The sequence below is a fragment of the Paenibacillus stellifer genome (assembly GCF_000758685.1).
GTDB lineage: Bacteria > Bacillota > Bacilli > Paenibacillales > Paenibacillaceae > Paenibacillus_AQ > Paenibacillus_AQ stellifer.
Genome location: NZ_CP009286.1, coordinates 3,969,957 through 3,996,211, shown reverse-complemented (window position 1 = coordinate 3,996,211; position 26,255 = coordinate 3,969,957). Strand labels below are relative to the sequence as shown.

Below are 26,255 nucleotides of genomic sequence, written 5' to 3'. Positions count from 1 at the left end.
GATGTATAAATGATGGAGGGAATGAGATACATGTTTTATGACTCGCGTTGGTACTCTTATCCGGTATACCCGTATCCTTATAGCCCGAATGTGATCCCGAATTATTATCAGGGTACAGGATATCAATCCGTAATTCCGCCATTGCCATTCAATGGCTCCGTGGCCGGGTATACATCTGTACGATTTGCGGAAGCTGTCAAAGACTATGGACCGAACCCGTACGTCGTTAATATTGAAAAGGCTGCGGAGCAAAACAACAACTACCGCACCGCAATATGGACGGGGAAGCATCTCCAGGTGACCTTGATGAGCATCAATGTGGGAGATGATATTGGTCTGGAAGTTCATCCGGATACGGATCAATTTATCCGGATCGAAGAAGGCCAGGGACTCGTTCAGATGGGGGATCGCAAAGATCAACTGGATTATGAGACTATGGCCTATGATGGATATGCGGTCATGGTGCCGGCCGGCAAATGGCATAATATAACGAATAAAGGGAACAGGCCGCTTAAAGTGTATGTCATTTATGCACCGCCGCATCATCCGTATGGGACCGTACATGTAACCAAGGCGGACGCGATGGCGTCCTCCAAGTAGTCATCTATAGCTTCATTAGAAGCAGGGCATTGGCTAAACCCGCCAATTGTGCTAGGGCAAAGGGGCTGTCCCATAAGTAGATTTTCTACGAAGAAACAGCTCATCTTAATTCCAAATGTTGTTAAAAAGACAGCAAGGCAGCGATTCTCCCGTTATTGGAGGGTCGCTGCCTTGCGTTTTTGGTCCACTGCGGCTTGCTTCAGCATATTATGGGCAAGCGAAAGCCACCCGACCTCAAGGGTCACTTTGGACAGCCCTCGAAGCAGAAAACGCCGGAATCCCCGGTTATTTTTCAGTTGCCCAAACACACTTTCTGGCTCAATCATTCGGCGTACAGCCAAGGTATATCCTTCCTCGCTTCGAAGGAGTTCCCGTGCTTGGTGCTGGTATCTTAATCGTTCCAGACTAACGACCACCTCCCGGTCTCCTTTTGCCTTCGTACAACGATCCTTCAGGGGGCAACCTTCGCAGGAGCGGCTTCGATAATGTCGTTTGTGAATTTCGTATCCACTCGTTAAAGCTTCCTTGTGTTCTCTATGAAACTCCAGCGTTTGCCCGGCTGGGCAGGTCCAGGCATCCTCCATTTCGTGATACGTCCAGTTCTCGATCTTAGAGATGTCCGCCTTCCACGCCTTGCTCTTCTCTTTATGGTAACTGCCGTATTTCACGACAGCCCGAATCTGTTCCTGTTCCAAGTAAGCGTAGTTTTCTTCACTCCCATAGCCAGCGTCTGCAATGACGGTCTGCGGCAATTTCCCCAATAATTCCTGAGCTTTATCCAAATGCGGCTGTAAACAGCGGGTATCCGTCGGTCGTTGATGAACACTGTACGCTAAAATGAACTGGTTTTCGGTTCCGATCTGTACGTTGTATCCCGGTTTCAGCTGGCCATTTCGCATGTGGTCTTCCTTCATCCGCATGAAGGTCGCATCCGTGTCTGTCTTACTAAAGCTGTTTCGGTCGCCAAGCAAGTGAATACGCTGCTTCGGAATCCGGTCGGGCTCATGCCAAAATGCTGCTTGAATATCCGGCTAAAATGGGCGGCATCATTGAAGCCCCACTGGAAAGCAATCTCCGTAACGGTGCGATGGGATTGGTTCAGATCGCTAAGGTCCCGGCGGCATTGCTCAAGGCGGCGATCCCGGATTAGCGCAGCGACCGATTGCCCTTCCGCTTCAAACAAGCGATGCAGGTAACGGATCGAAATCCCTTGGCTGGCCGCAACCATGGAAGGGGAAAGATTGGGGTCGGCCAGATGGGAGAAGATGAACGCCCGGGCGCCTGACAGATGGACATTGGCCGTGGAGACAGACTCGCTTAGCTCAGTGCCGGAATACGTACTCAGCGCAGCCGACAGCAAATCCATTGCACTCTCGGCTATTCGCATCCGGGCTGCGGGGTCCAGACCGCGATAGGAGGAGGCCAAAGTTCTGAAGAAGGACGATACCAGGTTGCCGACCGGGTGCTGTGCGCCGGGAATCCGGACAGAAGTCATGCGCTCCGCCTGTCTGCAGCGGGTTATCAGCAGCGAACGGGGAAATTGAAAGACGATTTGCTGGAACGGCTGCTCGAAATGCAGGACGTAGGGTCTGGTGCTGTCGTACAGGACAAAATCCCCCGGTGCGAGTCTCGCTTGACGGCGATCCTGCTCGGTATACCCTTGACCCGCCGTTTGCAGGCTGACGAGAAAATACTCCTCCCCGGATTTCGCGATCTGCTGGTTTGAGCGGACAACATGCTGCGGATCAGACGACACCTCGGATATCTGGATGTCCTCCAGATACCCAACCTCCATTCGTCCGGTGAATCTCTCCCTGGAAAGCTGGGATGCATCGAGCTGCACGAACACGTCACAGATCCGTTCACGCCAATAAGCGAAAGATTCCCGTTCGTCCACCTGCTCTGTCGATAAAATCGTATGCAAGGATAACCCCCCAGTCCAAGAAGTCTTCGAATACTTGAATTGAATAGCACATCGCTTCATTCCATACAGGGAGGTTTATCCAATGTCCAATTATCCCAAATACCGAGTAGCCGCCGTTCAGGCGTCTCCTGTTCTGCTGGACCTTGATGCGACAGTTGACAAAACATGCCGGCTTGTCGATGAGGCGGCAGCCAACGGGGCGAAGGTCATCGCTTTTCCGGAAGCTTTTATACCGGGATATCCTTGGTGGATTTGGCTTGGCAATGCGGATTACGGTATGAAATACTATATTGAACTGTATAAGAATTCCGTTGAGATTCCCAGTCTGGCTGTGCAAAAGCTAAGTGCGGCCGCCAAGCGGAATAAAGTCTATTTCTGTGTATCCGTCACTGAAAAAGAGGGAGGCTCCCTTTATCTGACGCAGCTGTGGTTTGATCCGAATGGGAATCTCATTGGCAAGCACCGTAAGCTGAAGGCGACGAATGCGGAGAAGACCATCTGGGGCGATAGAGACGGCAGCATGATGCCGGTGTTCGAGACGGAGTTCGGCAATCTGGGCGGGCTGCAATGCTGGGAGCATATGCTGCCGCTCAACCTTGCAGCGATGACATCGATGAATGAACAGGTGCATGTATCCTCCTGGCCGATTGGCATGCCGCAGGAAGGTCATTTATTCGGTCCGGAACAATGCGTGGTGGCTACCCGGTACTATGCAATGACCAACCAGGTATTTTGTCTGCTGTCCTCGCAAATCTGGACGGAAGCGCAGCGTGACAAAATATGTGAAACGGAAGAGCAGAAAAATTATATGAAGGTTGGTTATGGTTTCGCCAAAATCATTGCTCCTAACGGCATGGAAATCGGAAGCCCGTTAGCCCATGATGAAGAAGGGATCACTTACGCGGATATTGATTTGGAACAAATCATTCCCGGCAAATTCCTGATCGATCCGGCAGGCCATTATTCCACACCGGGATTTCTGTCCTTGTCGTTCGATCGAACGGAGCATAAGCCGATCAAGCATATCGGCGGGGCTACGCAAAAGGTTTTGACTTATGATGAGCTTCAATTCAAAAGCGAAGCCGGCATTTAGCCTATCAACATTTAAGCAGCAGAACGAATATAAATGAAAGTAGCAAATCCTCAACCCGGAGCGGTTCACGACCTAGCCTAATCACTTCCATGCGCAGCAGGAGTGATCTCATCTCGAACACAGCTTTGCAGGGAGAGACGTGGAAGGGGACTCTACGATGGATTACAAACTTCCCATTTTTTTCGTCATTGGCGCCAGCGGCTCCGGGAAAACAGCGGTTTCGAAAATGCTCCGCAAGACGATGCCGGAATTCGATATCTTCAGCACGGATATGCTTCACTGGATGACGCCTACCCTGGATGAAAGAACCCGGATGAACATTACGCTGCGGTCTGCCTACTCTATTGCGCGTTCTGGCAGAGGGACGATCATTTGCGGCAATTTTACACCATGGGACGCCGCTTTCTGCGAGGATTACGCGAAATTCAGCCAGATGTGCTATATCAACCTGCATTGTGATAGATCGGTTCGGGAGAAAAGGCTGATGAACCGGTTTGATAACTTTACATGGACCGCTGAACGATTTCAGGAGCATCACGAGTTTGCCGAATTGCTGCTTCAGTGTAGTGATACTCACTTTGATCCGCCGCTGTACACCATTGATACCGGTGCCCATTCGGTTCCTGAAGTTGCGGCGCTCATTAAGGAATATGTGATGCCCATTTGGAACGCGGAGCGAAATCTCGTTCTTGAAGACGAATTTGAATTTTAACGGACTTGCCGCCAATTCAGAACAACAATAGGAGCCTGCAGGATGTGTTCATGCATCCTGCAGGCTCTTTCTCTTTTTTACCGGGCAGATGATCCAATGCAAATTTAAGGAATCGTTAAGATTCGTTTCATATCCTGTTTATATCCGAACGTTACATTTAAACATAAGGGTTAGCCTAAGAGGAGGGAAATCATGCATCAACTGTTGTCTTGGATATCCGAAGCGGCGCTGAATCTGGTCAATACCATGGGAATTTGGGGGATCTGGATCGGCATGATACTGGAGAGTGCATGCATCCCGATACCTAGTGAAGTGATTATGCTCAGCGGCGGATGGCTGGCTGCGCAGGGCTCTCTTTCCTGGATTGAAGTCTTGATCGCGGGCAGTATCGGGAATCTGCTTGGTTCTTTAATCGCTTTTTACGTCGGCAGGGCGGGAGGTCGGCGATTGCTCGATAAATACGGGAGATATATCCTCCTTAACACGCATCATCTGGAGCAGGCCGAGCGCTGGTTCGCCCGGTTTGGCGAAGGGACGGTGCTGTTTACGCGGATGCTGCCCTTCGTCCGGACCTTTATTTCGCTGCCGGCAGGGATTGCCGGGATGAAGCCGGGGAGATTCATCATCTTTACCCTGCTCGGCTGTATCCCGTGGAATGCGGCCCTTGTCTATTTGGGATACCGCTTGGGCGATAATTGGGGTGTTGTGGAACAATATATGCGTCCGATCAGCTATGCGATCTGCGGATTGGTCGTCATTATGCTGGCTTGGTGGCTCCTGCGCCGCAACAAGGAACGGACCAATTCCCGGACAAGAGCCTGACCTGAGCGAGAAAGGAGGACTGACATGTATCCAATTGCGAAATTAACCGGAGTTACCAAGGAATTTCGGAACGGCAGAGGCATTAACGGAGTGGATTTGAGTCTGGAACAAGGGGATATCTACGGATTGCTCGGACCGAATGGCGCGGGGAAAACTACGCTTCTGAAAATGCTGACCGGACTGATTACCCCGAACTTTGGGAGCATAACCTTGTTCGGGCAGGACAGGGATGCGTCCTTCGCCTCGGTCATGAGAAAGGTTGGCTGCATGATCGAGTCGGCCGATTTCCACGAATATGTTACGGCGGGCCAATACCTGAAGCTGAATGCGAACTTTTATCCGGAGGTGGGCCGGGAACGAATTGCAGAAGTGCTTGAAATGGTCGGACTGGAGACATATGCCAAAGAGAAAATCGGGTACTTCTCCACCGGTATGAAGCAGCGGCTTGCCATGGCCTCTTCGGTCCTGCACAGCCCGGAGTTCGTCATCTGGGATGAGCCCACGAACGGGCTCGATATCGAAGGGGTTGTACAGTTCCGCGCTTTGGTCAAACGCTTATCGGATGAACAGGGAATTACTTTTTTGATATCCAGCCATATGATTCACGAACTGGAGCAACTCTGCAACCGGGTGGGAATTATTAACCGGGGTGTGCTGATCCGCGAGGGCAGGGTGCCCGATTTGATGAGTGACAACACGTCTCTGGAACAGTTCTACATGAATGAATTGCAGAGAGGAAAGGAGCTGATGGAATATGGACGGCCTGTCAGCGGGACTTAGAAACGAACTTCAGCTCATGCTTTATCGTAAGAAGACGATGGTATTCCTCGCCGTCACCCTGTTGATTCCGCTGCTGCTGGCGGCATTGTTCCGGGCGCTTCACCCTGTTCTTGGACTGGCCGCCGTCAGCTCCTCCTATCCGGTGCAAATGCTGGAGATCTATACGCTGTTCCTGATTCCCTTGTTCATGCTGTTGGAGATCGCCGATTTGTTTCCGCAGGAAATCTCGTCGCGAACCTTGAAGCTGGCGCTGCTTCGGCCAATCACAAGGTTTGGGGCATATATGGCTAAGTTCCTGGCGCTTGGCATATCGGTCGGGATACTGCTGATTCTACTGGGGACGGTGAGCGCCCTCTGCAATCTGGGACTCGGGATGGCGGATACGGGGGGCTTGCCTTTCTTCAATCTGATAAAGGCGTATTCGGCAGCTTTTCTGTCCATGGTGGCGCTTGCGGCTTTGTTTGTATGTGTCGCTCAATTTTTTCGCAGTGCAGCGGGCTTCATGGTATTCTCCATTCTGATCTATGCCGGAGTCAAGGCAGTTCCTTACTTCGTCAAAGGCTTCTCTTATTTCTCCATCGCCTCGTATACGGATTGGTATGTATTGTGGCTCAGCCATAGCGCGTCGGCGGCCCGGCTCGCAACCGGATCGGTATTTCTGCTCTCAGGAATGGTTCTGTTTCTGGCTCTAGGATTTCTTCTGTTCGACCGCAGGGAGGTATAAGGCGTAATTAAGAATGATTTAATAATCTCTTCACAGCGAGTTTAGGATTATCCCTTAGGCTTAGCTTGCAGGACAATTAAGCGGAAAGGGAGAATGGAAGGATGAAGAAGAAGTGGTTGTTAACCGGAAGCGCGGTTGGTATCAGCGGCACGATCATGCTGGTTACCGGTCTTACGGCGTTTGCGGGGACATCGGGTTATGACGATTACAAATCTGCGCTTAAAGCTACGGTGCAGAATCTGGACAGCGTCACGGTCAGCGCCAATGCCGAGCTTAAGGACGACAATACGCTGCTTGTTAAGACGCAGAGCCGGCTGAAGGCAGACGTGAAACGGGAAACCGTAAGCGGCTCCATTTATGTCAGCGGCACAGCCGGTGCCGTTAACCTGGACCTGTACAAGCAGGCCGGGGAAGAGGTCTGGAAGACCGGTGCTTCGGATACTTACTATGTGAAGAAGGACCAGGAAGATCCGGAAGGCAGGGAGCAGGATGAGAAGAGCAGAGACTCTCTCTGGTTCAGCAGCCAGGAAGAGACCGTTATTGATGCGCTGATCGGGAATTTAAAGGATGAGATAACCTCTACGGCCGGAGCTGACGGAACCAAGACGATTTCGCTGCAGCTTGACGGCGCGCAAATTCCGGCTGTCGTCCAGGCGATGGCCCCGCTTGCGTTCAAGCATCTGTCGGATCAGTCGGAATGGAATCGCGATGACAGCAATTCGGCTTCGCATTCATCCGATCCGGAGAAACTGCTGCGGCAGAATCTGGTCAATCTGAAGGATGTGAACCTCAAGGATGGCATCCAGATTCAGAGCGTCAGCCTCAAGGCGGTGATCAGCCCGGACAACGAGATTTCGCAGCAGCAATTAGACATCGCATTTACAGGCAAAGACGCCCAGGGAGTCGCCCATACGCTTACCGGCAGCCTGAATGTTCAGCTGACAGGCATCAACGGAACATCTCCGGATTCTATCGACCTGACCGGGAAGCATGTCGTTCAGGTTAAGGGAGAGCACGAAGGCAGACATCGCGACTAGAGCAGCTTAGTGCCGCTTAAATTCTGGCAGAGAATGCCGTGAGGGCGCAGCCGTTGAAGGAATCCGATTTGCACCGGACAGGATACTACTCCTAACAGGGAGGTCCTGTCCGTTTTTTATCCGCTGCATGACCCGTTTATCCTTGTGTGCATTGGAGGACAAGATGAAATGTCGTATGATGATTCCAGGGTGAAATTCAATCTGTAGATAAGGAGACCAACCCGATCCATGTCCATCCGAATTAAATTTTTACTGTCTTATGCGGCAATGCTGCTGGTTCCTCTGCTTCTGCTTGGCATCACAAGCCTGCTGCTTACGGTGGTCTACCACGGAGATGTGCAAAGTCTCAAGAATGCTTATGAGAGCAAGTTCGAGGGAATGGAAGAAAGAGATACGCATAATCTGATCAAGCATACTTTTCAGCAAAATGCCGCTCTCCTGACGGATCAGGCATTTCTTGCCGAATTCTCGGCGGATATGCGGAGCAAGAACACAGAGGTCTATATCCGTTCCGGCGACCAGGATATTTATATGTCGGATGATTTGAAATCCAGGGCCGGATTAATCGGGGAACTGCCCGCCTTTACGGAAGCCGGTTCTCGTCTCGAGCCGTTCGGCATTAAATATGGGAATGAATGGTACCAGATATCGCAGTTCGACATGCTGTCCAAGGATGCCAAGCCGGTCAGCCTGTTTCTGCTCACCAAGATTGATCCGCTGGTCCATTTCGTACGAACCTTCTTCCCCATTCTGTTTCTCTTGACGATTATTGTGTTCTTGCTAACGCATATCCTGCTGACCACCTATATGTCCAGAAGATTTATCCGCCCGCTGCTGGAGCTTAGAAATGCGGCCAAGCGGGTCGCCGATGGGGATCTTAATTTTCAGGTGAGGATTGGCGGCAACGACGAGTTGGGACAGCTGGGAAGAGTCTTTGAGGAGATGCGATCCCGGCTTCAGGAGTCCCTCGTCATCCAGCAGCAGTATGAATCGAACCGCAAAGAGCTGATTACGAACATCTCCCATGATTTGAAGACTCCCATTACGGCCATCAAGGGGTATGTGGACGGCATTCTGGAAGGAGTAGCGGATTCTCCGGAGAAGCATGACAAATATATGCGGACCATTGCCGCCAAAGCGGGAGAAATGGATCATCTGATCGATGAATTGTTCTTGTACTCCAAGCTCGATATGCAGAAGCTGCCGTTCTCCTTCGAATCCGTTCCCATCCTGCCTTATTTAATGGATTGGTCGGAGGAACTGAAGGTGGAGCTGGACAAACGCGGGGTTGATCTGGACATTGAGCTGGGCGGCGGAGAAGCGATCCGGGTCTCGATTGACCGGGATTCGTTCAAGCGCGTTCTCGGCAACATTATTCAGAACAGCCTGAAGTATATGGATAAGCCGGTCAAGCAAATTACAGTCCGCACCCGCCTGGATCAGAACGGCTTTATTCTCTCTATTGAAGACAATGGCTCCGGAATTCCGGAGGAGGCGGTGGAGCATGTGTTCGAGCGTTTTTACCGGGCGGAGGAGTCAAGAAATACGAACACAGGAGGCAGCGGACTCGGTCTCGCGATTGCCAAGCAGATTATCGCAGGGCATGGAGGCATCATCTGTGCGGAGAGCACGGAGGGGGAAGGCACCGCCATCCGCATCATCCTCCCGGCCCAGAAAGGAGATGGTCTACAATGAAGCGAACGGTTCTGGTTGTGGAGGATGAATCTGCCATTGCGGAGCTTGAACGGGATTACCTGGAGATGAACGGATTTCAGACCGAAATCGCCGTTGATGGCGAACAAGGACTTCATCTGTCCCTGAGCGGCAACTTCGACATGATCATTCTGGATGTCATGCTGCCCAAGCTTAACGGCTTCGAGATATGCAAAAAAATACGCGCGGAGCTGGATATTCCGATCCTTATGGTGACGGCCAGACGGGAGGATATCGATATTGTGCGGGGGCTCGGGCTTGGAGCGGATGATTACATCACCAAGCCGTTCAAGCCTTCGGAACTTGTAGCCAGAGTCAAGGCCCATTTATCCCGCTATGAACGTCTGAAGGGAAGCGGCGCTTCGTCAGCCGAGCTTGAGATCAGGGATTTGCGGCTCGACCCCGATTCCCGCCGCGCTTTTGTCAGAGACGAGGAGATTGTACTGACCACCAAAGAATTCGATTTGCTCCATTTTCTCGTGCTGCACCCGAATCATGTATTCAGCAAGGATCAGCTCTTTGAGCGGTTATGGGGCGCCAGTGCTCTGGGAGACACCCAGACGGTTACCGTGCATATCCGCAAGCTGAGGGAGAAAATTGAGGAGGATTCGGCCAATCCGGTCTATATTGAGACGCTGTGGGGAGCCGGTTACCGGCTTCGTTCCTGAATTAACTAGCAACGAGCCAAGGCCCATCTTCGGATGAGCTTTGGCTTTTTTTGGCCGGCAGAAGGAATTAAGAATTATTTAAGCGTCTGTTCACAGGCACTTTAGATTTACCCGTTAGGCTTGTATTGCGCGATAAAAAGCAGGAGGGGATTAGCATTGGAACAAACAGGGTCTCTATTCTCGAATGAACACGCAATAAGGAACAAAGTTCCGCAAGTCACACTTTTCTTCTGGTTGATTAAAATGATGTCCACCACTGTAGGAGAGACGGCAGCCGACTTTCTGAATTTCAATCTGAATTGGGGACTGACCAACACAACCCTCGTCATGAGCGGTCTGCTGCTGATTTCCCTGTATGTTCAGGTGTCGGCGAAAAAGTATGTCCCGGCTCTCTACTGGCTCGCGGTTGTGTTAATCAGTGTCGTGGGCACGCTGATCTCCGACAATCTGGCGGATAATCTCGGAGTTCCGCTTGAGTTGTCGACCGTACTCTTTGCTTCGGCGCTGCTGGTGACGTTCGTGGTGTGGTACAAGAGTGAACGGACGCTGTCGATCCATTCAATTACCACAAGAAGACGCGAGGCGTTCTACTGGTTGACCATTCTGTTTACGTTCGCCTTGGGTACTTCAGCCGGGGATCTTGTTGCGGAGAGCCTGAATCTGGGGTATTTCGTCTCGGCATTGATATTTGCGGCGGTAATCGGAGCGGTTGCGCTTGCGCACTATCGCTTTAAGCTGAATGCGGTAACGGCTTTTTGGCTGGCTTATATTCTGACCCGTCCTTTGGGAGCATCTCTTGGGGATTATTTGTCCCAGCCACGCAGTGAAGGCGGTCTGGAACTGGGCACGACTAGCACCAGCGTAACATTTGTGGTCATCATTTGTGGGCTTGTTGTTTATTTGACGAAGACGAAGAAAGATCAATTCGTGCTTTAGATTAAGTTAACCATCCCTTTACGATCATAAGTTACAGTCAAGAAAGGCCGGATAGAAAGAAGGGATCTTTCTTGTGAATAGGACACCAACAGTGCTTATCGTGACTTCCAAGTTCGGAGATGGACATGTCAAAGCGGCGGAAGCGATCAAACAGGCTTTTGAAGCCAGAGGCATCAATCAGGTTCATATTGTCGATCTGTTCGCAGAGGTCTTTCCGCGGCTCAATGAGCTGTCCCGAAGATTCTACTTGAATAACTCGCCCCTTGCGCAAGAGTTGTACGGGTTCATCTATGAAACGACAAGCACGATGAAACCGGATCGGGCCTTTGGGAAGCTGCTGCATTCTCTGGGAAAAATGAAAGTGCGGAGGCTGCTTGATAAGCTTCGTCCCGATCTCATCATTCACACCTTTCCGTATTTGGCTGCCGCCGGGATCAGCAGGGAAGCAGGCGGTCAGGTGCCGGTGTTCACAGTTCTCACGGATTATGTCGTGCATGGAAGATGGCTGCATCCTTATACGACCACATATTTTACCGCAAGTTCGGCAATGAAACAGGCTCTGCAGGCAGCGGGGGTCCCAGGTGAGAGCATTGTGGTCAGCGGGATTCCCATTCGGCGCCATTTCACGCAGCTTCTGGACCGCGAAGAAACGCTTTATGAGCACTGGCTGGACAGCAGCCGGCGCTATTTTCTAATTGCGGCAGGCGCTTACGGCGTTCTCTCCAATATCGGAGGATTGATTCAGTCCATCCTGAACCACACCGATTACGACCTGATTGCAGTCTGTGGCAATAACCATAAGCTGCGCGCAGCGATGGAAGAGAAATTTCAGGGGCAGGATCGGGTACATCTTCTGGGGTACACCGACAAAATGCATGAGCTGATGAGCATCTCCGATGGCCTCCTCACGAAGGCGGGCGGAATTACACTGACGGAAGCGCTGGCGAAATCTCTGCCCGTTATCGTCTATCGTCCGCTGCCGGGCCAGGAGGCGGGCAATGCCAGATGGCTGGCAGGCCGGGAACTGATCGATGTGGCGAATGACGAAGACCAGCTCATTGCGATGATTCGCAGGCTGGAGCAGCCCTTCTACCGCGAGGAGCGGAAGCGCGCGATGAGAGAGTACGCGGACCAAGCCTCTTCGGATCTTATCGTTGACGAAGCGCTGCGAGCACTGGAGCTGCACCATCCTGCTCGCCAGACGTCACCCGAATTCAAGGAAGGGCAGGCGAAGACCGCTCATGGATATTAGCGGAACGAAAGAAGGACAATCGCAGGCATTTACCGGACTGGCCATTATTTTGTTCTTGACCGAATGGATCAGAGGGGCCGTATTGGTCTCGTATTTGCCGGCTTATGCGATGACGGGTTTGGGGCTTTCCACTTCCGCCTTGGGAATCGCGGTGTCCGTCCACTATTTGACGGACAGCCTCATCAAAGGGCTGGCTGGCTATTTGCTCGACCGGTTCCCGGGGCGGATCGTGCTGCACGGCGGATTTATCATCGGGTTTACCGGTCTTGCCCTGCTGCTGACTGCACATAACCCCTGGCTGTTAATAGCCGCCGCCGCTCTAATGGGAGCAGGCTTTTCCCCGATTTGGATTCTTTGCATGAGCCAGGTGAAGGAAGATAACCGGGCGCAGCAAATGGGCACGCTCTATATGTTCTGGATGGCTGGTCTCGGTCTCGGTCCGGTCACGATGAATCTGATCGTCGGCCGAAGTATTCCGCTGTCGCTCACCGTCATTGCCGGTGTACTCGCAGCGGGATGGATTACGGCAGTCCTTGTGAAGCTGGACCGCTGCCGGATATCGCGAGTGAAGGTCTCTGCGGGCGAGCAGTTAGGCGCCTTGTGGAGCAAAGTGAAGAAAGGCGGCTTCCTGCTTCCCGGGATGCTGCTGCAGACGACGGCGGGCGGCATGCTGGTGCCTCTCTTGACAAGCTTTGCCGTCCAGCATGTCGGCCTGTCCCACTCCGAGCTGTCAATCGTGCTGCTGATCGGCGGGGGCGGCGCGGTTCTGCTGCTCGTTCCAATGGGCAAATGGTTCGACCACACCGGGGGAAGATGGTTCCTGGTGTCGGGATTCGGAGTGTTCGCGGCGGCCTTGTTCGCGCTGACCTCTGTCAGCACCTTCACGGGAGCCGCGGCATTATCCCTGCTGCTCGGCAGCGCCTATGCGGCCCTGCTGCCTGCATGGAACGCTTTGATGGCGCGTTATATTCCTGAAGAAGCAGTGGGGGTCAGCTGGGGTCTATTGTCTTCCGTAGAAGGACTTGGCGTTGTGATCGGTCCGGTTATTGGAGGCTGGCTGGCAAGCTATGGAGACGGGCTGCTGCCTTTCCGGGTCAGCGCGTTCCTGTTCGCAGTGATCGGACTTGTCTATCTAATGTCTCCTTCCCTCGACTCCAGACCGGCACATCCCACCGTAATGCAACCAAGCAGAAAGGAGCTTAGATAAAATATGCACAATACGTTTATTGCTATCATTCAAGGCATCGTGGAGGGGCTGACCGAATTTCTGCCCGTATCCTCGACCGGGCACCTGATCTTAAGCGGACAGCTTCTTGGATTCACGGGAGATAAAGCCGATACCTTCGAAATCATCATTCAGCTGGGTGCCATTTTGGCCGTGGCGATCATTTACTGGAGGCGCATACTGGGCCTGCTGGGGCTGAAGACAGTTGAGACCGGCGAAGCGGTTCAGAGCGGACAACCGAAGCTGAATCTGCTTCATGTCATACTGGCCTGCCTTCCGGCGATGGTGCTGGGCCTTGCCCTTCATTCCGTAATCAAGACGTATTTGTTCTCTCCTTATACGGTACTTGCGGGACTAGTGCTGGGAGGGGGATTCATGCTGCTTGGGCAAAAGAAACAGACCGCTGTACAGGCGGCGACGATCGACCAGCTGTCATATAAGCAAGCGGTATCCATTGGCCTGTTCCAATGCCTGTCGTTATGGCCGGGCTTCTCGCGTTCCGGAGCGACCATTGCCGGCGGACTGCTGTCAGGCGCGAGCTATAGCGCAGCGACCAACTTCTCCTTCCTGATCGCCATTCCGATGATGATCGCCGCTAGCGGCTTTGAGCTGTTAAAAAGCATTCATACGCTGAACGCGTCCGATGCCGGATTCTTCCTTACCGGATTTATTGTCGCCTTTGTCGTGGCGTTCCTGGCTGTCATCACGTTCCTGAAGCTGCTCGAACGGCTCAAGCTTGCTCCTTTCGCTTATTACCGCTTCGTGCTTGCTGCGGTATTCCTGGTCTATCTGCTGAGCCAGTAAGGGGAACCGAAACCCAAACTATATAGAGCCAATAGCTGAACAAACCGAGGGAGCTTCCTTCGGTTTGTTGGTCTTTAATATTCCCGCCACGGGACGAATTGGTATAATAAGTACCAGTGTCACGCACGCGCAATAAGGAGTCAGGAGGAGTGGAAGTGAACCCCATATTTGAACTGAGGAATGTGTCCAAATCGATCCGTGATCAGGAGGGACAGCCGTCCAAGCGCCTGTTCTCCAATATAACGGTCGAAATCACCCGGCCCGAACGGATTGCTCTGATTGGGGCGTCAGGACAAGGCAAGAGCACCTTGCTGCGGTTGATGGCTCTGCTGGATGCGCCGGATGACGGCGAACTGAGGCTGGATGGAAAAGCGTCCCGCGAGACGGACCCCCGGCAGTGGAGAATGGAGGCGGCTTATGTCGCCCAGCAAGCGGTGATGCTGCCCGGCAGCATCGAGGACAATCTGCGGACGGTCAGCGTTCTGCACGGAACACTGTATAATCAGGAGCTTGCCGCACGGCTGATGGAACAGCTTGGCCTGGACTATCTGGACCCCGGCAAGCAGGCATCCGACTGCTCGGGCGGCGAGAAGCAGCGGATATCGCTGATCCGGACGATGCTGCTTCAGCCCCGTATTCTGCTGCTGGATGAAATCACAGCCTCACTCGATGTGAACAGCGCCCGCAGGGTTGAAGAATTGCTGACGGGCTGGCACAGCGAAGAGGGCGGGTCGTACATATGGGTCACCCATGATTTGGAGCAGGCCCAAAGGATCAGCGATAAAGTCTGGGTCATGAGCGGGGGCGGGCTTCATGAATATCCTGGCGAATCATTCTTCAGCGTGCCGATCGACATGCTGGCGAAGCAGTATATTCAGCCTGCGGAAGGGAGTCTGCCGCAATGACGCTAACCGCACTCAGCTTCACGCTGCTGTTTGTAATTGGAACCATGCTCGTCTCCATTTGGCAGAAGCTTGGTCTGGAGAAAGATATTATGGTCGGAACGATCCGCGCGGCGGTTCAGCTTCTGGCCGTTGGATATGTGCTGCAGTTTATTTTTCATGCCGAGCATGTCGTCTATATTCTGATCGTGATCTTCATTATGATTGGCGTCGCCTCATGGAATGCAGCCAAACGGGGGCGGGGACTCAAGGGGCTGGTCTGGAGAATCGCGGTATCGATTGCCGCCTCCGAGCTGCTGATGATGGGCTTAATGCTGGGCCTGCATATCATCAAGCCGACTCCCCAATATATCATTCCGATCAGCGGGATGACCATCGGGAGCGCTATGGTGGTGTCCGGGCTGTTCATCAATCATGTCAAGCATGAGATTGCGCGGAGCGCAGGGGTGATCGAGACGCTGCTGTCGCTGGGCGCGACGCCCCGGCAGGCGATGCAGGACGTCCGGACAAGAGCGGTGAAATTCAGCATGATCCCGACGATCGACGGGATGAAGACCGTGGGCCTTGTGCAGCTTCCGGGCATGATGACCGGGATGATTATCGCCGGAGCAAATCCGGTTATCGCTGTGCGTTATCAAATTCTCATCGTCTTCTCGTTCACCTCTTCCGCCGCGATTACTAGCATTCTGCTCAGCATGCTCATTTACCGGCTCTTCTTCACCACCGATCAGCGGCTTAAGCCTCTTAAAGACGGTAAGTAGAGGGCTCGGCTGGTGCCGGTTGCGGGTTCAGAAGGCTGCAATTGTACAAAAAGAGGAATCATGCCTCCATCGACCGCCCGGAAGGGACGGCTATAAAATAAGGGGTGATCGGGCTTGAAACGCCATGACCACCATTCAGATTAGGGAGGCTGATTAGCATATGCGCACATCGTTAATAGGACCCGAAAGGACGAAGCCGGAATTTCCGGGACGCTTCGGACATCGCACATTCCGCTATCAAGGGGTAGACAGCAGGTTTAGCTGCCAGGATGTAGACCCGATCGCACAGGGAGGCGAGTCCTAAGATGCGGATTTACTTGCAGGGCGATTTCTCCTCGCTGGCGGCAGGGCTTCCCCGTCTGGCAAGCCGGCTTGACGGAATCGCGCTTGTTGAAACCAGGGAGGCGGCAATCCCCCTTGTGTGGGAGCTGCGGGAAGGGCCTCTTGAAGCAGAGTGGAACGGCAGCAGCGGGATAATCCGGTATGAGAAGCCCCATCACGGCTTCCGGGCATTCGGATTATTTGTGGAGAGAATGCGCAGCGAAGGAGCGGGCTCGGAGCCGCAGCAGCTTCCTTTTTTGATCCGGGAGACTCCGCGCTTCGATTCGGTAGGGATAATGATGGACGCTTCCCGCAACGCTGTGCCGACTGCCGACTCCCTTGAAGCAGCCATTGTTACGATGGCGTTGATGGGGATGAACCGGCTCATGCTGTATACAGAGGATACGTATGAGGTTGAGAGCTATCCTTATTTCGGCTACATGCGGGGACGCTATACGCAGCAGGAGCTTCGCCGGATCGACGATTGGGCCTATGCGCTCGGCATCGAAGTGGTTCCGTGCATCCAGACGCTGGCGCATCTTACCGAAGCATTGAAGTGGAACTACGCCGCAGGAATGCGGGACACTTCGGACATTTTGCTGTCAGGCCGGGAGGAGACATACGCTTTTATCGGGAGTATGATCCGGGCCGCCTCGGCTCCCTTTCGCAGCCGCCGCATCCATATCGGCATGGATGAGGCGCATCAGCTCGGGCTGGGCCAATATTTGAAGGACCACGGCTACCGGAACCGGTTCGAGCTGATGAACGAGCATTTGCACCGTGTGGTGGAGATCGCGGAGACCAACGGTTTGTCGCCGATGATCTGGAGCGATATGTACTTTCGGCTCGGTTCGCGCAGCGGGGATTACTATGATCCGGACGCTGTCATCCCCGAAGAGGTCCAAGAAGGCATACCGGAAGGACTTAGCCTCGTCTACTGGGACTATTACCATAAGGAACAGAGCTTGTACGAGACCTTCATCCGCAAGCATCTGGAGATCGGGAGGCCGGTTCTGTTCGCCGGCGGCGTGTGGACCTGGAACGGGATTGCCCCCAATACCGGAAAAATGCGCTCCGTCACCGACCCCGCGCTCCTCGCGTGCAAGAAGCTCGGCGTGAGAGAGGTCGTCGCGACGATGTGGGGGGACAACGGGGCGGAAACCCCCTGGATGTCCGCATGGTACGGGCTGCTGCTATATGCGGAGCACGCTTATGCGGAACAGGTGGATGAACGCCGCCTGGAGGAGAGATTCCGCTTCTGCGTGCAGGGTGAACCGGCGGATTTCCTGTCTCTTGGCCGGTTCGATGAGACGCCGGGGATCGAGCCCGGCAACGGCCAGGAATCCAATCCATCCAAGTTTCTGCTCTGGCAGGATGCTCTGATCGGCCTCTATGACGCCAATATTGAGGGGCTTCCGCTGGCGAACCACTATAGGCAGCTCACTGAAGATTTGGAGCATGCGGCTGAGCGAAATCCGGTGTACCGGAGCATGTTCGAATGGTACCGTATGCTGGCGGATGTTCTTATCTCGAAGTGCGATCTGGGGAACCGGTTGAAGAAGGGGTATGACTACGGAGATAAACAGGGACTCGCGCGGCTGGAGCAGGAAATGCTTGGGCTGATACTCCAGGTGGACAAACTGCGCAGGCTGCATCAAAAGGTATGGTTCGAGTCTTTCAAGCCTTTCGGCTGGGAGGTCATCGACATGCGGTACGGGGCGCTTCTGATCAGATTGCAGACAGCAGCAGACCGGCTGCATCAGTATCTCGACGGCAGTGTGGCTTCGCTGCCCGAGCTGGATGAACAGCGGCTTCCCTTCGATTCGGAGTGGGGATACGCTAACGGAACATTGGGAAGAGGGGTATATCACCGGATCGTCAGCGCGAACTGTCTGTTCAACCCGGTCTAATGGGCCGAGGAAGAGCTGCCGAGGTTCCTCCACTCCTTGGGAGATACTTTTTTCAATCGCTTGAACATGCGGCTGAAATAGTAGACATCGCTGAACCCTGTCGCCAGAGCGATTTCGGAAACGTTCATTCCAGTGCTGCGGAGCAGGTCCTCCGACCGGTTAATCCGGACGAGATTGATATACTCGGTTATCGTCTTATTTGTCAGCTGCTTGAACAGCCTGCTGAAGTGGACACGGCTAAGCGGGACTAGGGCGGCCAGTTGTTCAACTGTTATTTTCTCATTGTAATGCTCATCCACATATTGAAATACGAAATGAAATCGCTCCAAATCCTGCTGCCGGTGGCGGTATGCGTCCGCCTCAGTGGCAGGTGTTACATACTTGCGGACCAGCACAGTAAGCAGCCCATACAAATGCGATTTGATCGACAGCTCGTAGCCAAGACTGCGTTCATTCAGTTCACGGACCAAAGAGATTAAGCAGTTGTTGATATCGGCATCGCCGGTAATCAAGTTCTCGAACAGCATCAGATTGCGGGAAATGGGAGTAATAAATTTCGTCTCGATAGCGTCGACGAAGTGGCTCTGGAGCAAGGAGAGGTCAACAATAATGACATAATAGAACAAATCATCGGCGGTGCTGATTCCGTAGTGCAGCTCGTTGCTGTTCACAACGACCAGATCCCCGGACTCTGCGTGCAGCTGCGTGGCGCTGCATTCAATCGTGGCGCTGCCCGATGCAATATATAGAAATTCGAGATGCTCATGCCAATGATGGGAGAAGAGCGTCTGGCCATGCTCATAATTGGAGACTTTATGGAGCTTCACCGGAAATGAAGGATCGGGCATCGGCATCGGTTCTTTCAATGCAAGCGGCTTATGCAAGACATTCACTCCTCAATGCGGAATCTGCAGGGGTATCCTTCCTTTTGAGTATAAACCGAAGTGACCGATAATGCGATTGGGACGGGACTGATCCCGCTTGGCTGGCCCTGTGATGATCGGACTTCGGGTTGTATTCATCCGGTACGGCTCGATATAATCAATACTGAAGTTCAAGCCTGATGGCCGGAGGAATGAGACCCTTACATGCAAATCAAGATCGGAATCATTGGAACGCGGGCGGTAACGGAAAAAATAATAAAGATGGTTCAATCCTTTCCCACCTTCGATCCCGTTGTACGGATTGTCAACCATGAGGAGGAAGCCGCAGCCTGCGCTGTGGAGCTGAGTCAGGAAGTTGAAGTAATCCTGTTATCGGGTCCGCTGGCGCATTGGAAAGTAAAAGAAGTGCTGCCGGCCTCGATCCCCGTCCATTATGTCCCGCTTACCGGCGCCGGGCTGTTCAAGGCGCTCCTGCATCTGGTGGCATTGGGGAAGCAGAGCGGTACGCTGTCAGTTGATACGTTAACCCAAACCATAGCAGCACGTACTTTGCGCGACCTGGAGCTGGACCGCTTTCAGGTGGTTGTATATAACGGGCCTGCCTATTCGTCGCCCGAGGAACTGATTGCCTTTCATCGCGAGCAGTCGGAGAAAGCCGATTTCTCCATGGCCCTGACCGGAGTAGAGCGGGTGGCCCAGCGGCTGACGGAGCTACAGATTCCGAATGAGTGGATGATGCCCTCCGATCAGGATATTATCGTATCCCTCGAACGTGCCCTGCTGTCCACCGAATCGCGGCGGGGGAAGGAGCTGCAAATTGTCGTTGGCATCATCAATGTCGATGATTTCGGCAGGCTGGTTATGAAGTGGAACAGTGAACATGAGGTGCAGAAGCTGAAGCTGGATATTCATCGAATGGTCCTCGGGTATGTGGAGTCGCTGGACGGCTATTTAATCTCTACCGGCGGAGATGAATATCTCTTCTTCACGACACGGGGAATTTTCGAGCGGGAGACCGGGGGATACAAGATGATTCCTCTGGGAAAAGAAGCGAATAAATCCTATGGTATATCCCTGAGCATCGGGATCGGCTTCGGAATTTCGGCGAATGAGGCCGGCACACACGCCAGAGCCGCGCTTCGCAAGTCCAAGGAGGCCGGCGGCAATACCTGCTTCATCGTCAGAGAAGACCGGACGCTGATTGGACCGCTCGAAATGGCGGACCCCATGGAGAAGGTGCTGCCGCCTGTTGAAGCTGAACTCATGAGGGAGGCGGAGGAGGCCGGGATGACGAGCGCCTATCTCAGCAGACTGATCACTCAAATGGCCCGCTACGGTAAATATGAGTACACCGTTCATGATTTGGCCGCTCTGCTCGAAATAACGGTCAGAAGCGCGCATCGGCTGCTCCTGCTATGGATAGACAACGGGCTTGTTGAAATATCCGGTATGGAAAAAGTCCCGAAAGGCAGACCCCGGCAAATTTTCCGGTTCTCTTTTTTGGTCGATCGAACACTTTGAGAATTCTTTGAACGGGGGAAGCCCCGTTTTTTTTCTTTATTTAAAGACTATATAAAGACCTGTCTTTATATAATGACTTTCAGTATGATAGAAACAGGAAGACATTAGGGAGGGTGACCTGTTTGATTACTGTGGAGGAATTGGAAGATAAGCTTGCGGAGCCATCAGATGAATTGGTGCATGAACTGGCCAAGGTATCGGGAGATATCGCCATATTGGGCGTTGGGGGCAAGATGGGGCCCAGTCTGGCGAAGCTGGCGAGAAATGCGGTCCTCAAGGGAGGACTGTCCAAACGGATTATCGGGATTTCCCGATTCTCGAATGAGAAGGCCCGCGCGGAGCTGGAGGCTGCCGGAATTGAGACAATTTCCTGCGATCTGCTGAATGATCAGGAATTGATGAGTCTGCCGGATGTGGAAAATGTGATCTACATGGCGGGGAACAAGTTTGGAACGACGGGGAGAGAGCATTTTACCTGGGCGATGAATACGTATTTGCCGGGCAGAGTTGCGGAGAAGTATAAGAACTCCCGAATTGTGGTCTTTTCGTCAGGTAATGTCTATCCGTTCACACCGGTTTCCAGCGGAGGAGCGGATGAATCCGTGACACCCGAGCCGATCGGCGAGTACGCTCAATCATGTCTGGGACGGGAGCGTATTTTCGAATATCATTCCCATAAGAATGGGACACCGATGACTATATACCGGTTGAACTATGCGATTGATATGCGCTACGGCGTCCTGCTGGAGCTGGCCCGCGCCGTCTATGAGGGACGTCCGATAGACCTGACCATGGGCTTTGTCAATGTCATCTGGCAAGGGGATGCGAATGCTATTGCGCTGCGCTGCCTGGCAGAGTGTACGAGTCCGCCGAACCTGATGAATGTGACCGGACCCGAAACCGTGTCCATCCGGTGGGCGGCCTCTGAATTTGCCAAGCGCTTTGACATAGCTGCATTGTTCGAAGGCAAGGAGTCCGAGACCGCACTATTGAATAATGCGGCCAAGTCGCATCAGCGGTTCGGGTATCCGTCTGTATCGCTGCTGGAAATGATCAACTGGACTGCGGAATGGGTCAAGAGCGGCGGGGAAGTTCTGAACAAGCCGACACATTTTCAGGAACGGAAGGGGAAATTCTGATGAAAGCCTACAAGGCATTATCCGCCGAACTGCTGAATGCTCTGCATCAAGGGCTTGTTATTCCGGCTCATCCGCTGGCCCTGGACGAGCACCGCAAGCTGGATGAACGGCATCAGCGGGCGCTGACCCGCTATTATATCGCCTCCGGCGCCGGAGGTGTGGCGGTCGGTGTCCATTCCACCCAATTCGAAATTCGCGACAAGGCGCATAACCTCTACGAAACGGTGCTGCGGCTCGCATCCGAGGAGGTGGAGCGGGCCGGTCTTGCACGTCCTTTTATCAAAGTCGCCGGTATTTGCGGACCTACCGAACAAGCGCTGAACGAGACCGAGACTGCGGGCAAGCTTGGCTATGATGCGGCTCTGCTCAGCATGGGAGGGCTGTCAGGCTGGAGCGAGCAGGAAATTCTCAAACGGACGGAGCTGGTAGCGGAGAAAATGCCGGTTATCGGCTTTTATCTGCAGCCTTCGGTCGGGGGCCGGATCTTCAGCTATGAATTTTGGCGCAGCTTTGCGGAGATTCCTGGTGTTATTGCTATCAAGATGGCTCCATTCAACCGCTATCAGACGCTTGACGTGGCGCGGGCCGTATGCCATTCCAGCCGGTGCGATGAAATTGCGCTCTATACGGGGAATGATGATAACATCATTGCGGATCTGCTGACGACTTACCGGTTCGAAGTGGACGGCAGGCTTGTTGAGAAATCCGTTGTCGGCGGGCTGCTCGGTCATTGGGCGGTCTGGACGAGAAAAGCTGTAGAGCTGCTGGAAGAAATCAAAGGGATACGGGGCGGAGAATCGTTCTCCAGGGAATGGTTGACGCGCAGCATACAAGTGACGGATTCCAATGCGGCTTTTTTTGATCCGGCGCATCATTTCGAAGGCTGCATACCAGGCATTCATGAGGTGCTGAGACGTCAGGGGTTATTGAAAGGGACTTGGTGCCTGAATCCGGATGAGAAGCTGTCCGCAGGACAGGCGGAGGAAATCGATCGGGTGTATCGCCAGTATCCGCATCTTCACGATGATGATTTCGTTGCGGCGCATCTTGAAGAATGGCTGGAGTAGAAATAGGTCCGGATTCTGTTTCGGTCATATAGGGCATGCGTAGAATGGCAGCGGATATACGGATATACGGATATACGGATATACGGACCCCGCCCGGTTATAATTTGAAGAAAGAAGAAGCTGTCTCTCAGCAGGAATCTGCTTGAAGACAGCTTCTTCTTGGTGAGCGCCGGAATGGCAATTAGTGCTGTAGCAGCTGACGCAGTCCATTTAATGACATGGCGCTGCCATCCGCTGTGCTTCCATTGAGCGGACGGTAATGCGTCTCGATGGTGAACAATCCTGTATACCCATCCTTCATAAGAGCGGCCAATTGCTGTGCGTAATCAACACTGCCCCGGCCGATTGGCACACATTGCCCACCGGAATCCGGATGATAAATGGCGTCCTTCAGATGAACGTGGGCGATATAGGGTTTCACGCTGTTATAGCCATCGGGGTAAGCCGGGCGACCGAGGAATGCCTCGTTGCCCGGGTCCCACAGCAGCTTCAGCGCAGGATGATCGGCCAATGCCGCCAGCCGTCCGATTTCCTCCGCGGAGCCTCCGTTGCAGCTGGGCTCATTCTCCAGCAGTAGAATGGCTCCCCGCGAGTATGCGATTTCAGCCGCTGCGTACAAGCGTCCGGCGATTTCTTCGGCGTATGATTCCGGGTCATCTTCTCTCCAGAAGGAGAAGATCCGGATATATCGGGTGCGGAGGATGTCCGCTGCATCCAAGGCCCTGTGCAGCAGCCGGAAATGCCCGGCTACATCATGATGCTCCAGCTGACCGAACTGATCGCCCTGTATTGTGGTCCTGTCCGGACTCAATGGACACTTAAAGACCGGCGAGGCCAGGGCGGACACGAACAAACCCCGTGACTCGATTTCTTTCAGCATGTCTGCGATTTCCGCGCTGCTGAAGTTTAATATGTTCATCCCCTGCACAGAGCGAAGCTCGACATGACGTAGTTCATTAGCGGCAATCCAATCCAAAGCTTCTATTAAATATGGGGAAACCTCATCTGTCAGAATCCCCAGCCGGTCGAGCAGCTTCTGCTTAGTCTGCATGAGTGTCACCTCGCGTGTATGAAGTGGATAACAGGGCAATTTCCTTGCCGGAAGCGTAGGAAGCGTAAATGGCTTCGATGAGTTCAACAGCCAATGCTCCTTCACCGCCGCTTACCGGAGGATCATTTCCTTGATCCAAGGCTTGCAGCAGAGCTTCGAACTGCCGCTTATGGTGCATTGGCGAGATATCCAGCGGATTGGAGGACCCGTCTGTCTCTAAGCTGCCTTCGAATACTGGACTCGGACTCGGCTCACCTTCGACCGACCACTGCACGATGGACGATCCACGCAGTTTGACGCTCCCTTTCTCCCCGAAGAGATGAAGGTATGGCGGAAATCCGGGCTTCATGCTCGTGGAAGCCATAACCGTTCCAATCGCTCCGTTGACAAACCGGACGATGGCTGTGCCCGTATCCTCGGCTTCCATCCGGTGCGAAAGGGTGGCGACTTGCCCATACACGCTGCTGACAGGCCCTGCCATCCAGAGCATCAGATCGATCTGATGGATGCCTTGATTCATCAGCACCCCGCCATCCATGTCGAGGGTTCCTCTCCATTCCGACTGATCGTAATATTGCTGTGTCCGATAGTACGGCGTTCCGGCTTCAATATACAGCAGCCTGCCTAATTTCCCGGCATCGACCGTCCGCTTAACCGCAGCCACTTGCGGCTCGAACCTGCGCTGTGAGACGACGGACAGACTCAGCCCGCGATCCGCCGCAAGTCCGGTGAGCCGCCTCGCTTCCTCGGCCTTCATAGCCAAGGGCTTCTCGATGATGGCATGCTTGCCTGCGAGAAGCACCTGCTGGCCGACCTGGAAATGCGACCCGCTCTCCGTAGTGACACAGACAATATCGATCCCGGGATGTTCGAGAAGCTGCTGGTAATCGCTCCAGCATTCACAGTGCCCGGATTCCAGGGCAAAAGCCTTGGCCCGCGCTCCCGACCGGCTTGCTACACCGACCAAACGGGCGTTGTCCAGCGAATGAATGGCCGCGCGATGGAAGCCCGCGATGCTTCCGCAGCCAATAATGCCGAATCCCCAATCTCTCATGTGTGCGCCTTGAACATGTTCCAGCCACCCATAGCAGGCGGATTGCCGGGATCGTCTTCGAGCAAATCTTTATAGTTCGCTGCGACCTTCCGGAAAGCCAGCGCATATTGTTCGATGCTCTCCGGGTTATAGTGCTTGAACCAGGGGATGCTGTATACTCTGGCGGCTATTCCTTCGCTGACACTCAGGCCGGTATCCTGCTCACGGATGTCGGTGGAGGAATGGGCGATTCGCGTCGGTCGTCCATGGCCATATACATCGGCATCCTGAAACAGGCGATGGGTATGCAGTGGAAGATTGCAGCCGGGGGAGCAATCGCCAACGCCTTCGGCCCTTACCGCTTCGCAGAACCGGTACACCGACAGCCCGCCAAGCTCCTCCGGAACATAGTGTCCATGCGCTGCGTACCAGCCGCCCATCAAGCTGTCCGATTCCTTCTCTGTCCGGTGGGCTTTAAGCCCAGGAATCCCTTCGAGCAGATCCCAGAAGCAGTTCATAGCCCGGCGGATTTCCGCCAATCGGGCTTCGTAATGCCGCAGTTGTACCCGGCCTACCGCCGAGCTGAGCTGGTGCATCCTGTATTTCTGACCGCCGAGGGGCAGACCCATGAAAGGGCGCAGCGCGTCCGAACGGATTTCTTCATTAAAACGTTCGTAATGTCCGAATGCAATGGCTCTTTCATAGATGTTCCCGTCACTGGTGACCAGCATGCCCGCTTCACCGACGGCGAGTGATTTGCCCGCCATCATGGACATTGCGCCTGCATGTCCGATCGTTCCGAGCGGACGGCCCTTATAGATGCCGCCATGGGCATGGGAGACATCTTCAATAACTTTCAGATTATACTTATTTGCAATGTCCATGATCGGGTCCATATCGGCGGGATAGCCGAAATAGTGGACGACGACAATCGCTTTGGTTCGTTCGCTAATCCGGTGCTCGATGTCTTTCGGGTCAAGACATAGGGTGACGTGATCGATATCGGCGAAGACAAGTGTCGCACCGAGCGAATAAGCCGGGACGCCGGAAGCCCAATAAGTGATGCTCGGGCAGATCACTTCATCGCCGATCCCGACACCGCAGCCGTACATGGCCGCTTGCAGCGAAGCCGTACCGTTATTGAATCCAAGCGCATACTCAACCTGCAGCCACTCTCTGAAATCCGCCTCGAATTGCTTCGTTACATCGGTTCCGGACATGGCGCCTCTCCGCAATACCTCCAGCGCCGCTTCTTCATCTTCCTTCGTGATGATGGGCCATGTAAATAAGTCGCCGGGATGCTCGGTTACGGCTTTGGGCCCTCCGAGCAGTGCCAGCTGCGACTTGTTATTGGTCGTCATGATGAGCTTAACCTC

The 26,255-nt window shown here is 53.6% G+C and carries 24 protein-coding genes and 1 pseudogene; 19 read left to right on the top strand and 6 right to left on the bottom strand.

The annotated features are described in order from the left end of the window. The first annotated feature begins 30 nt into the window (after positions 1-30). A complete protein-coding gene (locus tag PSTEL_RS18505) occupies positions 31-600 on the top strand; it encodes a cupin domain-containing protein (protein ID WP_084065176.1) in 570 nt (189 codons plus the stop codon). Positions 601-752: 152 nt separating this feature from the next. Here PSTEL_RS18505 and PSTEL_RS18500 read toward each other — a convergent pair. Together PSTEL_RS18500 and feaR are read right to left on the bottom strand one after the other, a co-directional pair. Then, positions 753-1,571: pseudogene (locus PSTEL_RS18500) on the bottom strand (transposase); the annotation flags it as partial. Next, complete coding sequence (gene feaR, locus PSTEL_RS18495; RefSeq protein ID WP_084065174.1) at positions 1,511-2,584, bottom strand: transcriptional regulator FeaR; 1,074 nt, start codon at positions 2,582-2,584, stop codon at positions 1,511-1,513. The gene feaR and the pseudogene PSTEL_RS18500, both read right to left, overlap by 61 nt. Positions 2,585-2,606: 22 nt before the next feature. Between feaR and PSTEL_RS18490 the strand changes: the two genes are divergently transcribed. From PSTEL_RS18490 to PSTEL_RS18420, 15 genes are all read left to right on the top strand, one after another. Continuing rightward, positions 2,607-3,617 carry a carbon-nitrogen hydrolase family protein gene (locus PSTEL_RS18490; RefSeq protein WP_038697582.1) on the top strand — a complete coding sequence of 337 codons (1,011 nt, stop codon included), beginning with the start codon at positions 2,607-2,609 and terminating at the stop codon, positions 3,615-3,617. Between the two features lie 157 nt (positions 3,618-3,774). After that, positions 3,775-4,329 (top strand): P-loop nucleotide/nucleoside kinase family protein, encoded by a 555-nt coding sequence (locus tag PSTEL_RS18485; protein WP_052098674.1) that lies wholly within the window; start codon positions 3,775-3,777, stop codon positions 4,327-4,329. A gap of 189 nt (positions 4,330-4,518) precedes the next feature. Then, the gene (locus PSTEL_RS18480; RefSeq protein WP_038697580.1) at positions 4,519-5,151 is read left to right on the top strand and encodes a DedA family protein; all 633 of its coding nucleotides are present in this window, start codon (positions 4,519-4,521) and stop codon (positions 5,149-5,151) included. A gap of 24 nt (positions 5,152-5,175) precedes the next feature. Next, positions 5,176-5,931: an ABC transporter ATP-binding protein gene (locus tag PSTEL_RS18475; RefSeq protein WP_038697578.1), complete on the top strand. Its 756-nt coding sequence runs from the start codon at positions 5,176-5,178 to the stop codon at positions 5,929-5,931. After that, positions 5,906-6,655 (top strand): ABC transporter permease, encoded by a 750-nt coding sequence (locus tag PSTEL_RS18470; RefSeq protein WP_038697576.1) that lies wholly within the window; start codon positions 5,906-5,908, stop codon positions 6,653-6,655. Before PSTEL_RS18475 ends, PSTEL_RS18470 begins: the two co-directional genes overlap by 26 nt. Positions 6,656-6,756: 101 nt before the next feature. After that, complete coding sequence (locus PSTEL_RS18465) at positions 6,757-7,692, top strand: hypothetical protein (protein ID WP_038697573.1); 936 nt, start codon at positions 6,757-6,759, stop codon at positions 7,690-7,692. 228 nt (positions 7,693-7,920) lie between these two features. Then, entirely contained in the window at positions 7,921-9,387 is a 1,467-nt protein-coding gene (locus tag PSTEL_RS18460; protein ID WP_038697571.1) for a sensor histidine kinase, read from the top strand. Further along, the gene (locus tag PSTEL_RS18455; protein WP_038697569.1) at positions 9,384-10,073 is read left to right on the top strand and encodes a response regulator transcription factor; all 690 of its coding nucleotides are present in this window, start codon (positions 9,384-9,386) and stop codon (positions 10,071-10,073) included. Before PSTEL_RS18460 ends, PSTEL_RS18455 begins: the two co-directional genes overlap by 4 nt. 156 nt (positions 10,074-10,229) lie before the next feature. Beyond that, the gene (locus tag PSTEL_RS18450; RefSeq protein WP_084065173.1) at positions 10,230-11,009 is read left to right on the top strand and encodes a COG4705 family protein; all 780 of its coding nucleotides are present in this window, start codon (positions 10,230-10,232) and stop codon (positions 11,007-11,009) included. A 73-nt stretch (positions 11,010-11,082) separates the two neighbouring features. Further along, a complete protein-coding gene (locus PSTEL_RS18445; RefSeq protein ID WP_084065171.1) occupies positions 11,083-12,261 on the top strand; it encodes an MGDG synthase family glycosyltransferase in 1,179 nt (392 codons plus the stop codon). Beyond that, positions 12,251-13,468, top strand: coding sequence for an MFS transporter (locus PSTEL_RS18440; protein WP_052098673.1), 1,218 nt, complete (start codon positions 12,251-12,253; stop codon positions 13,466-13,468). Before PSTEL_RS18445 ends, PSTEL_RS18440 begins: the two co-directional genes overlap by 11 nt. A 3-nt stretch (positions 13,469-13,471) precedes the next feature. After that, positions 13,472-14,290, top strand: a complete 819-nt coding sequence (locus PSTEL_RS18435) for an undecaprenyl-diphosphate phosphatase (protein WP_038697565.1) — start codon at positions 13,472-13,474, stop codon at positions 14,288-14,290. A 155-nt stretch (positions 14,291-14,445) separates the two neighbouring features. Beyond that, positions 14,446-15,195, top strand: coding sequence for an ABC transporter ATP-binding protein (locus PSTEL_RS18430; protein ID WP_052098671.1), 750 nt, complete (start codon positions 14,446-14,448; stop codon positions 15,193-15,195). Then, positions 15,192-15,953, top strand: coding sequence for an ABC transporter permease (locus PSTEL_RS18425; RefSeq protein ID WP_038697563.1), 762 nt, complete (start codon positions 15,192-15,194; stop codon positions 15,951-15,953). Before PSTEL_RS18430 ends, PSTEL_RS18425 begins: the two co-directional genes overlap by 4 nt. Before the next feature lie 305 nt (positions 15,954-16,258). Continuing rightward, positions 16,259-18,184, top strand: coding sequence for a beta-N-acetylhexosaminidase (locus tag PSTEL_RS18420; RefSeq protein WP_038697561.1), 1,926 nt, complete (start codon positions 16,259-16,261; stop codon positions 18,182-18,184). Here PSTEL_RS18420 and PSTEL_RS18415 read toward each other — a convergent pair. After that, positions 18,181-19,068, bottom strand: a complete 888-nt coding sequence (locus PSTEL_RS18415; protein WP_245624984.1) for a helix-turn-helix domain-containing protein — start codon at positions 19,066-19,068, stop codon at positions 18,181-18,183. The two genes, PSTEL_RS18420 and PSTEL_RS18415, sit on opposite strands and share 4 nt — an antisense overlap. 204 nt (positions 19,069-19,272) lie before the next feature. On the opposite strand from PSTEL_RS18415, the gene PSTEL_RS18410 reads away from it, so the two are divergent. From PSTEL_RS18410 to PSTEL_RS18400, 3 genes are all read left to right on the top strand, one after another. Beyond that, complete coding sequence (locus PSTEL_RS18410; protein WP_038697559.1) at positions 19,273-20,589, top strand: hypothetical protein; 1,317 nt, start codon at positions 19,273-19,275, stop codon at positions 20,587-20,589. 122 nt (positions 20,590-20,711) lie between these two features. Further along, positions 20,712-21,728, top strand: coding sequence for an NAD-dependent epimerase/dehydratase family protein (locus PSTEL_RS18405; RefSeq protein ID WP_038697556.1), 1,017 nt, complete (start codon positions 20,712-20,714; stop codon positions 21,726-21,728). Continuing rightward, positions 21,728-22,795 (top strand): dihydrodipicolinate synthase family protein, encoded by a 1,068-nt coding sequence (locus PSTEL_RS18400; protein ID WP_038697555.1) that lies wholly within the window; start codon positions 21,728-21,730, stop codon positions 22,793-22,795. Before PSTEL_RS18405 ends, PSTEL_RS18400 begins: the two co-directional genes overlap by 1 nt. Before the next feature lie 181 nt (positions 22,796-22,976). On the opposite strand, the gene PSTEL_RS18395 is transcribed toward PSTEL_RS18400, so the two are convergent. The 3 genes from PSTEL_RS18395 to PSTEL_RS18385 are packed head-to-tail and all read right to left on the bottom strand — an operon-like array spanning position 22,977 to position 26,240. Beyond that, positions 22,977-23,846, bottom strand: a complete 870-nt coding sequence (locus tag PSTEL_RS18395) for a sugar phosphate isomerase/epimerase family protein (protein ID WP_084065169.1) — start codon at positions 23,844-23,846, stop codon at positions 22,977-22,979. After that, positions 23,836-24,900: a Gfo/Idh/MocA family protein gene (locus PSTEL_RS18390; protein WP_052098669.1), complete on the bottom strand. Its 1,065-nt coding sequence runs from the start codon at positions 24,898-24,900 to the stop codon at positions 23,836-23,838. Before PSTEL_RS18390 ends, PSTEL_RS18395 begins: the two co-directional genes overlap by 11 nt. After that, a complete protein-coding gene (locus PSTEL_RS18385) occupies positions 24,897-26,240 on the bottom strand; it encodes a DegT/DnrJ/EryC1/StrS family aminotransferase (protein ID WP_038697553.1) in 1,344 nt (447 codons plus the stop codon). Before PSTEL_RS18385 ends, PSTEL_RS18390 begins: the two co-directional genes overlap by 4 nt. Between the last annotated feature and the right edge of the window lie 15 nt (positions 26,241-26,255).

Excerpts from the sequence above, each read along its gene's own strand:
- PSTEL_RS18410 (WP_038697559.1), top strand. The coding sequence starts at position 19,273 with ATGCAAATCAAGATCGGAATCATTGGAACGCGGGCGGTAACGGAAAAA.
- feaR (WP_084065174.1), bottom strand. The coding sequence starts at position 2,584 with ATGAAGCGATGTGCTATTCAATTCAAGTATTCGAAGACTTCTTGGACT.
- PSTEL_RS18465 (WP_038697573.1), top strand. The coding sequence starts at position 6,757 with ATGAAGAAGAAGTGGTTGTTAACCGGAAGCGCGGTTGGTATCAGCGGC.
- PSTEL_RS18385 (WP_038697553.1), bottom strand. The coding sequence starts at position 26,240 with ATGACGACCAATAACAAGTCGCAGCTGGCACTGCTCGGAGGGCCCAAA.
- PSTEL_RS18490 (WP_038697582.1), top strand. The coding sequence starts at position 2,607 with ATGTCCAATTATCCCAAATACCGAGTAGCCGCCGTTCAGGCGTCTCCT.
- PSTEL_RS18400 (WP_038697555.1), top strand. The coding sequence starts at position 21,728 with ATGAAAGCCTACAAGGCATTATCCGCCGAACTGCTGAATGCTCTGCAT.
- PSTEL_RS18485 (WP_052098674.1), top strand. The coding sequence starts at position 3,775 with ATGGATTACAAACTTCCCATTTTTTTCGTCATTGGCGCCAGCGGCTCC.
- PSTEL_RS18435 (WP_038697565.1), top strand. The coding sequence starts at position 13,472 with ATGCACAATACGTTTATTGCTATCATTCAAGGCATCGTGGAGGGGCTG.
- PSTEL_RS18470 (WP_038697576.1), top strand. The coding sequence starts at position 5,906 with ATGGACGGCCTGTCAGCGGGACTTAGAAACGAACTTCAGCTCATGCTT.
- PSTEL_RS18460 (WP_038697571.1), top strand. The coding sequence starts at position 7,921 with ATGTCCATCCGAATTAAATTTTTACTGTCTTATGCGGCAATGCTGCTG.
- PSTEL_RS18395 (WP_084065169.1), bottom strand. The coding sequence starts at position 23,846 with ATGCAGACTAAGCAGAAGCTGCTCGACCGGCTGGGGATTCTGACAGAT.
- PSTEL_RS18425 (WP_038697563.1), top strand. The coding sequence starts at position 15,192 with ATGACGCTAACCGCACTCAGCTTCACGCTGCTGTTTGTAATTGGAACC.
- PSTEL_RS18390 (WP_052098669.1), bottom strand. The coding sequence starts at position 24,900 with ATGAGAGATTGGGGATTCGGCATTATTGGCTGCGGAAGCATCGCGGGC.
- PSTEL_RS18505 (WP_084065176.1), top strand. The coding sequence starts at position 31 with ATGTTTTATGACTCGCGTTGGTACTCTTATCCGGTATACCCGTATCCT.
- PSTEL_RS18420 (WP_038697561.1), top strand. The coding sequence starts at position 16,259 with ATGCGGATTTACTTGCAGGGCGATTTCTCCTCGCTGGCGGCAGGGCTT.
- PSTEL_RS18455 (WP_038697569.1), top strand. The coding sequence starts at position 9,384 with ATGAAGCGAACGGTTCTGGTTGTGGAGGATGAATCTGCCATTGCGGAG.
- PSTEL_RS18475 (WP_038697578.1), top strand. The coding sequence starts at position 5,176 with ATGTATCCAATTGCGAAATTAACCGGAGTTACCAAGGAATTTCGGAAC.
- PSTEL_RS18440 (WP_052098673.1), top strand. The coding sequence starts at position 12,251 with ATGGATATTAGCGGAACGAAAGAAGGACAATCGCAGGCATTTACCGGA.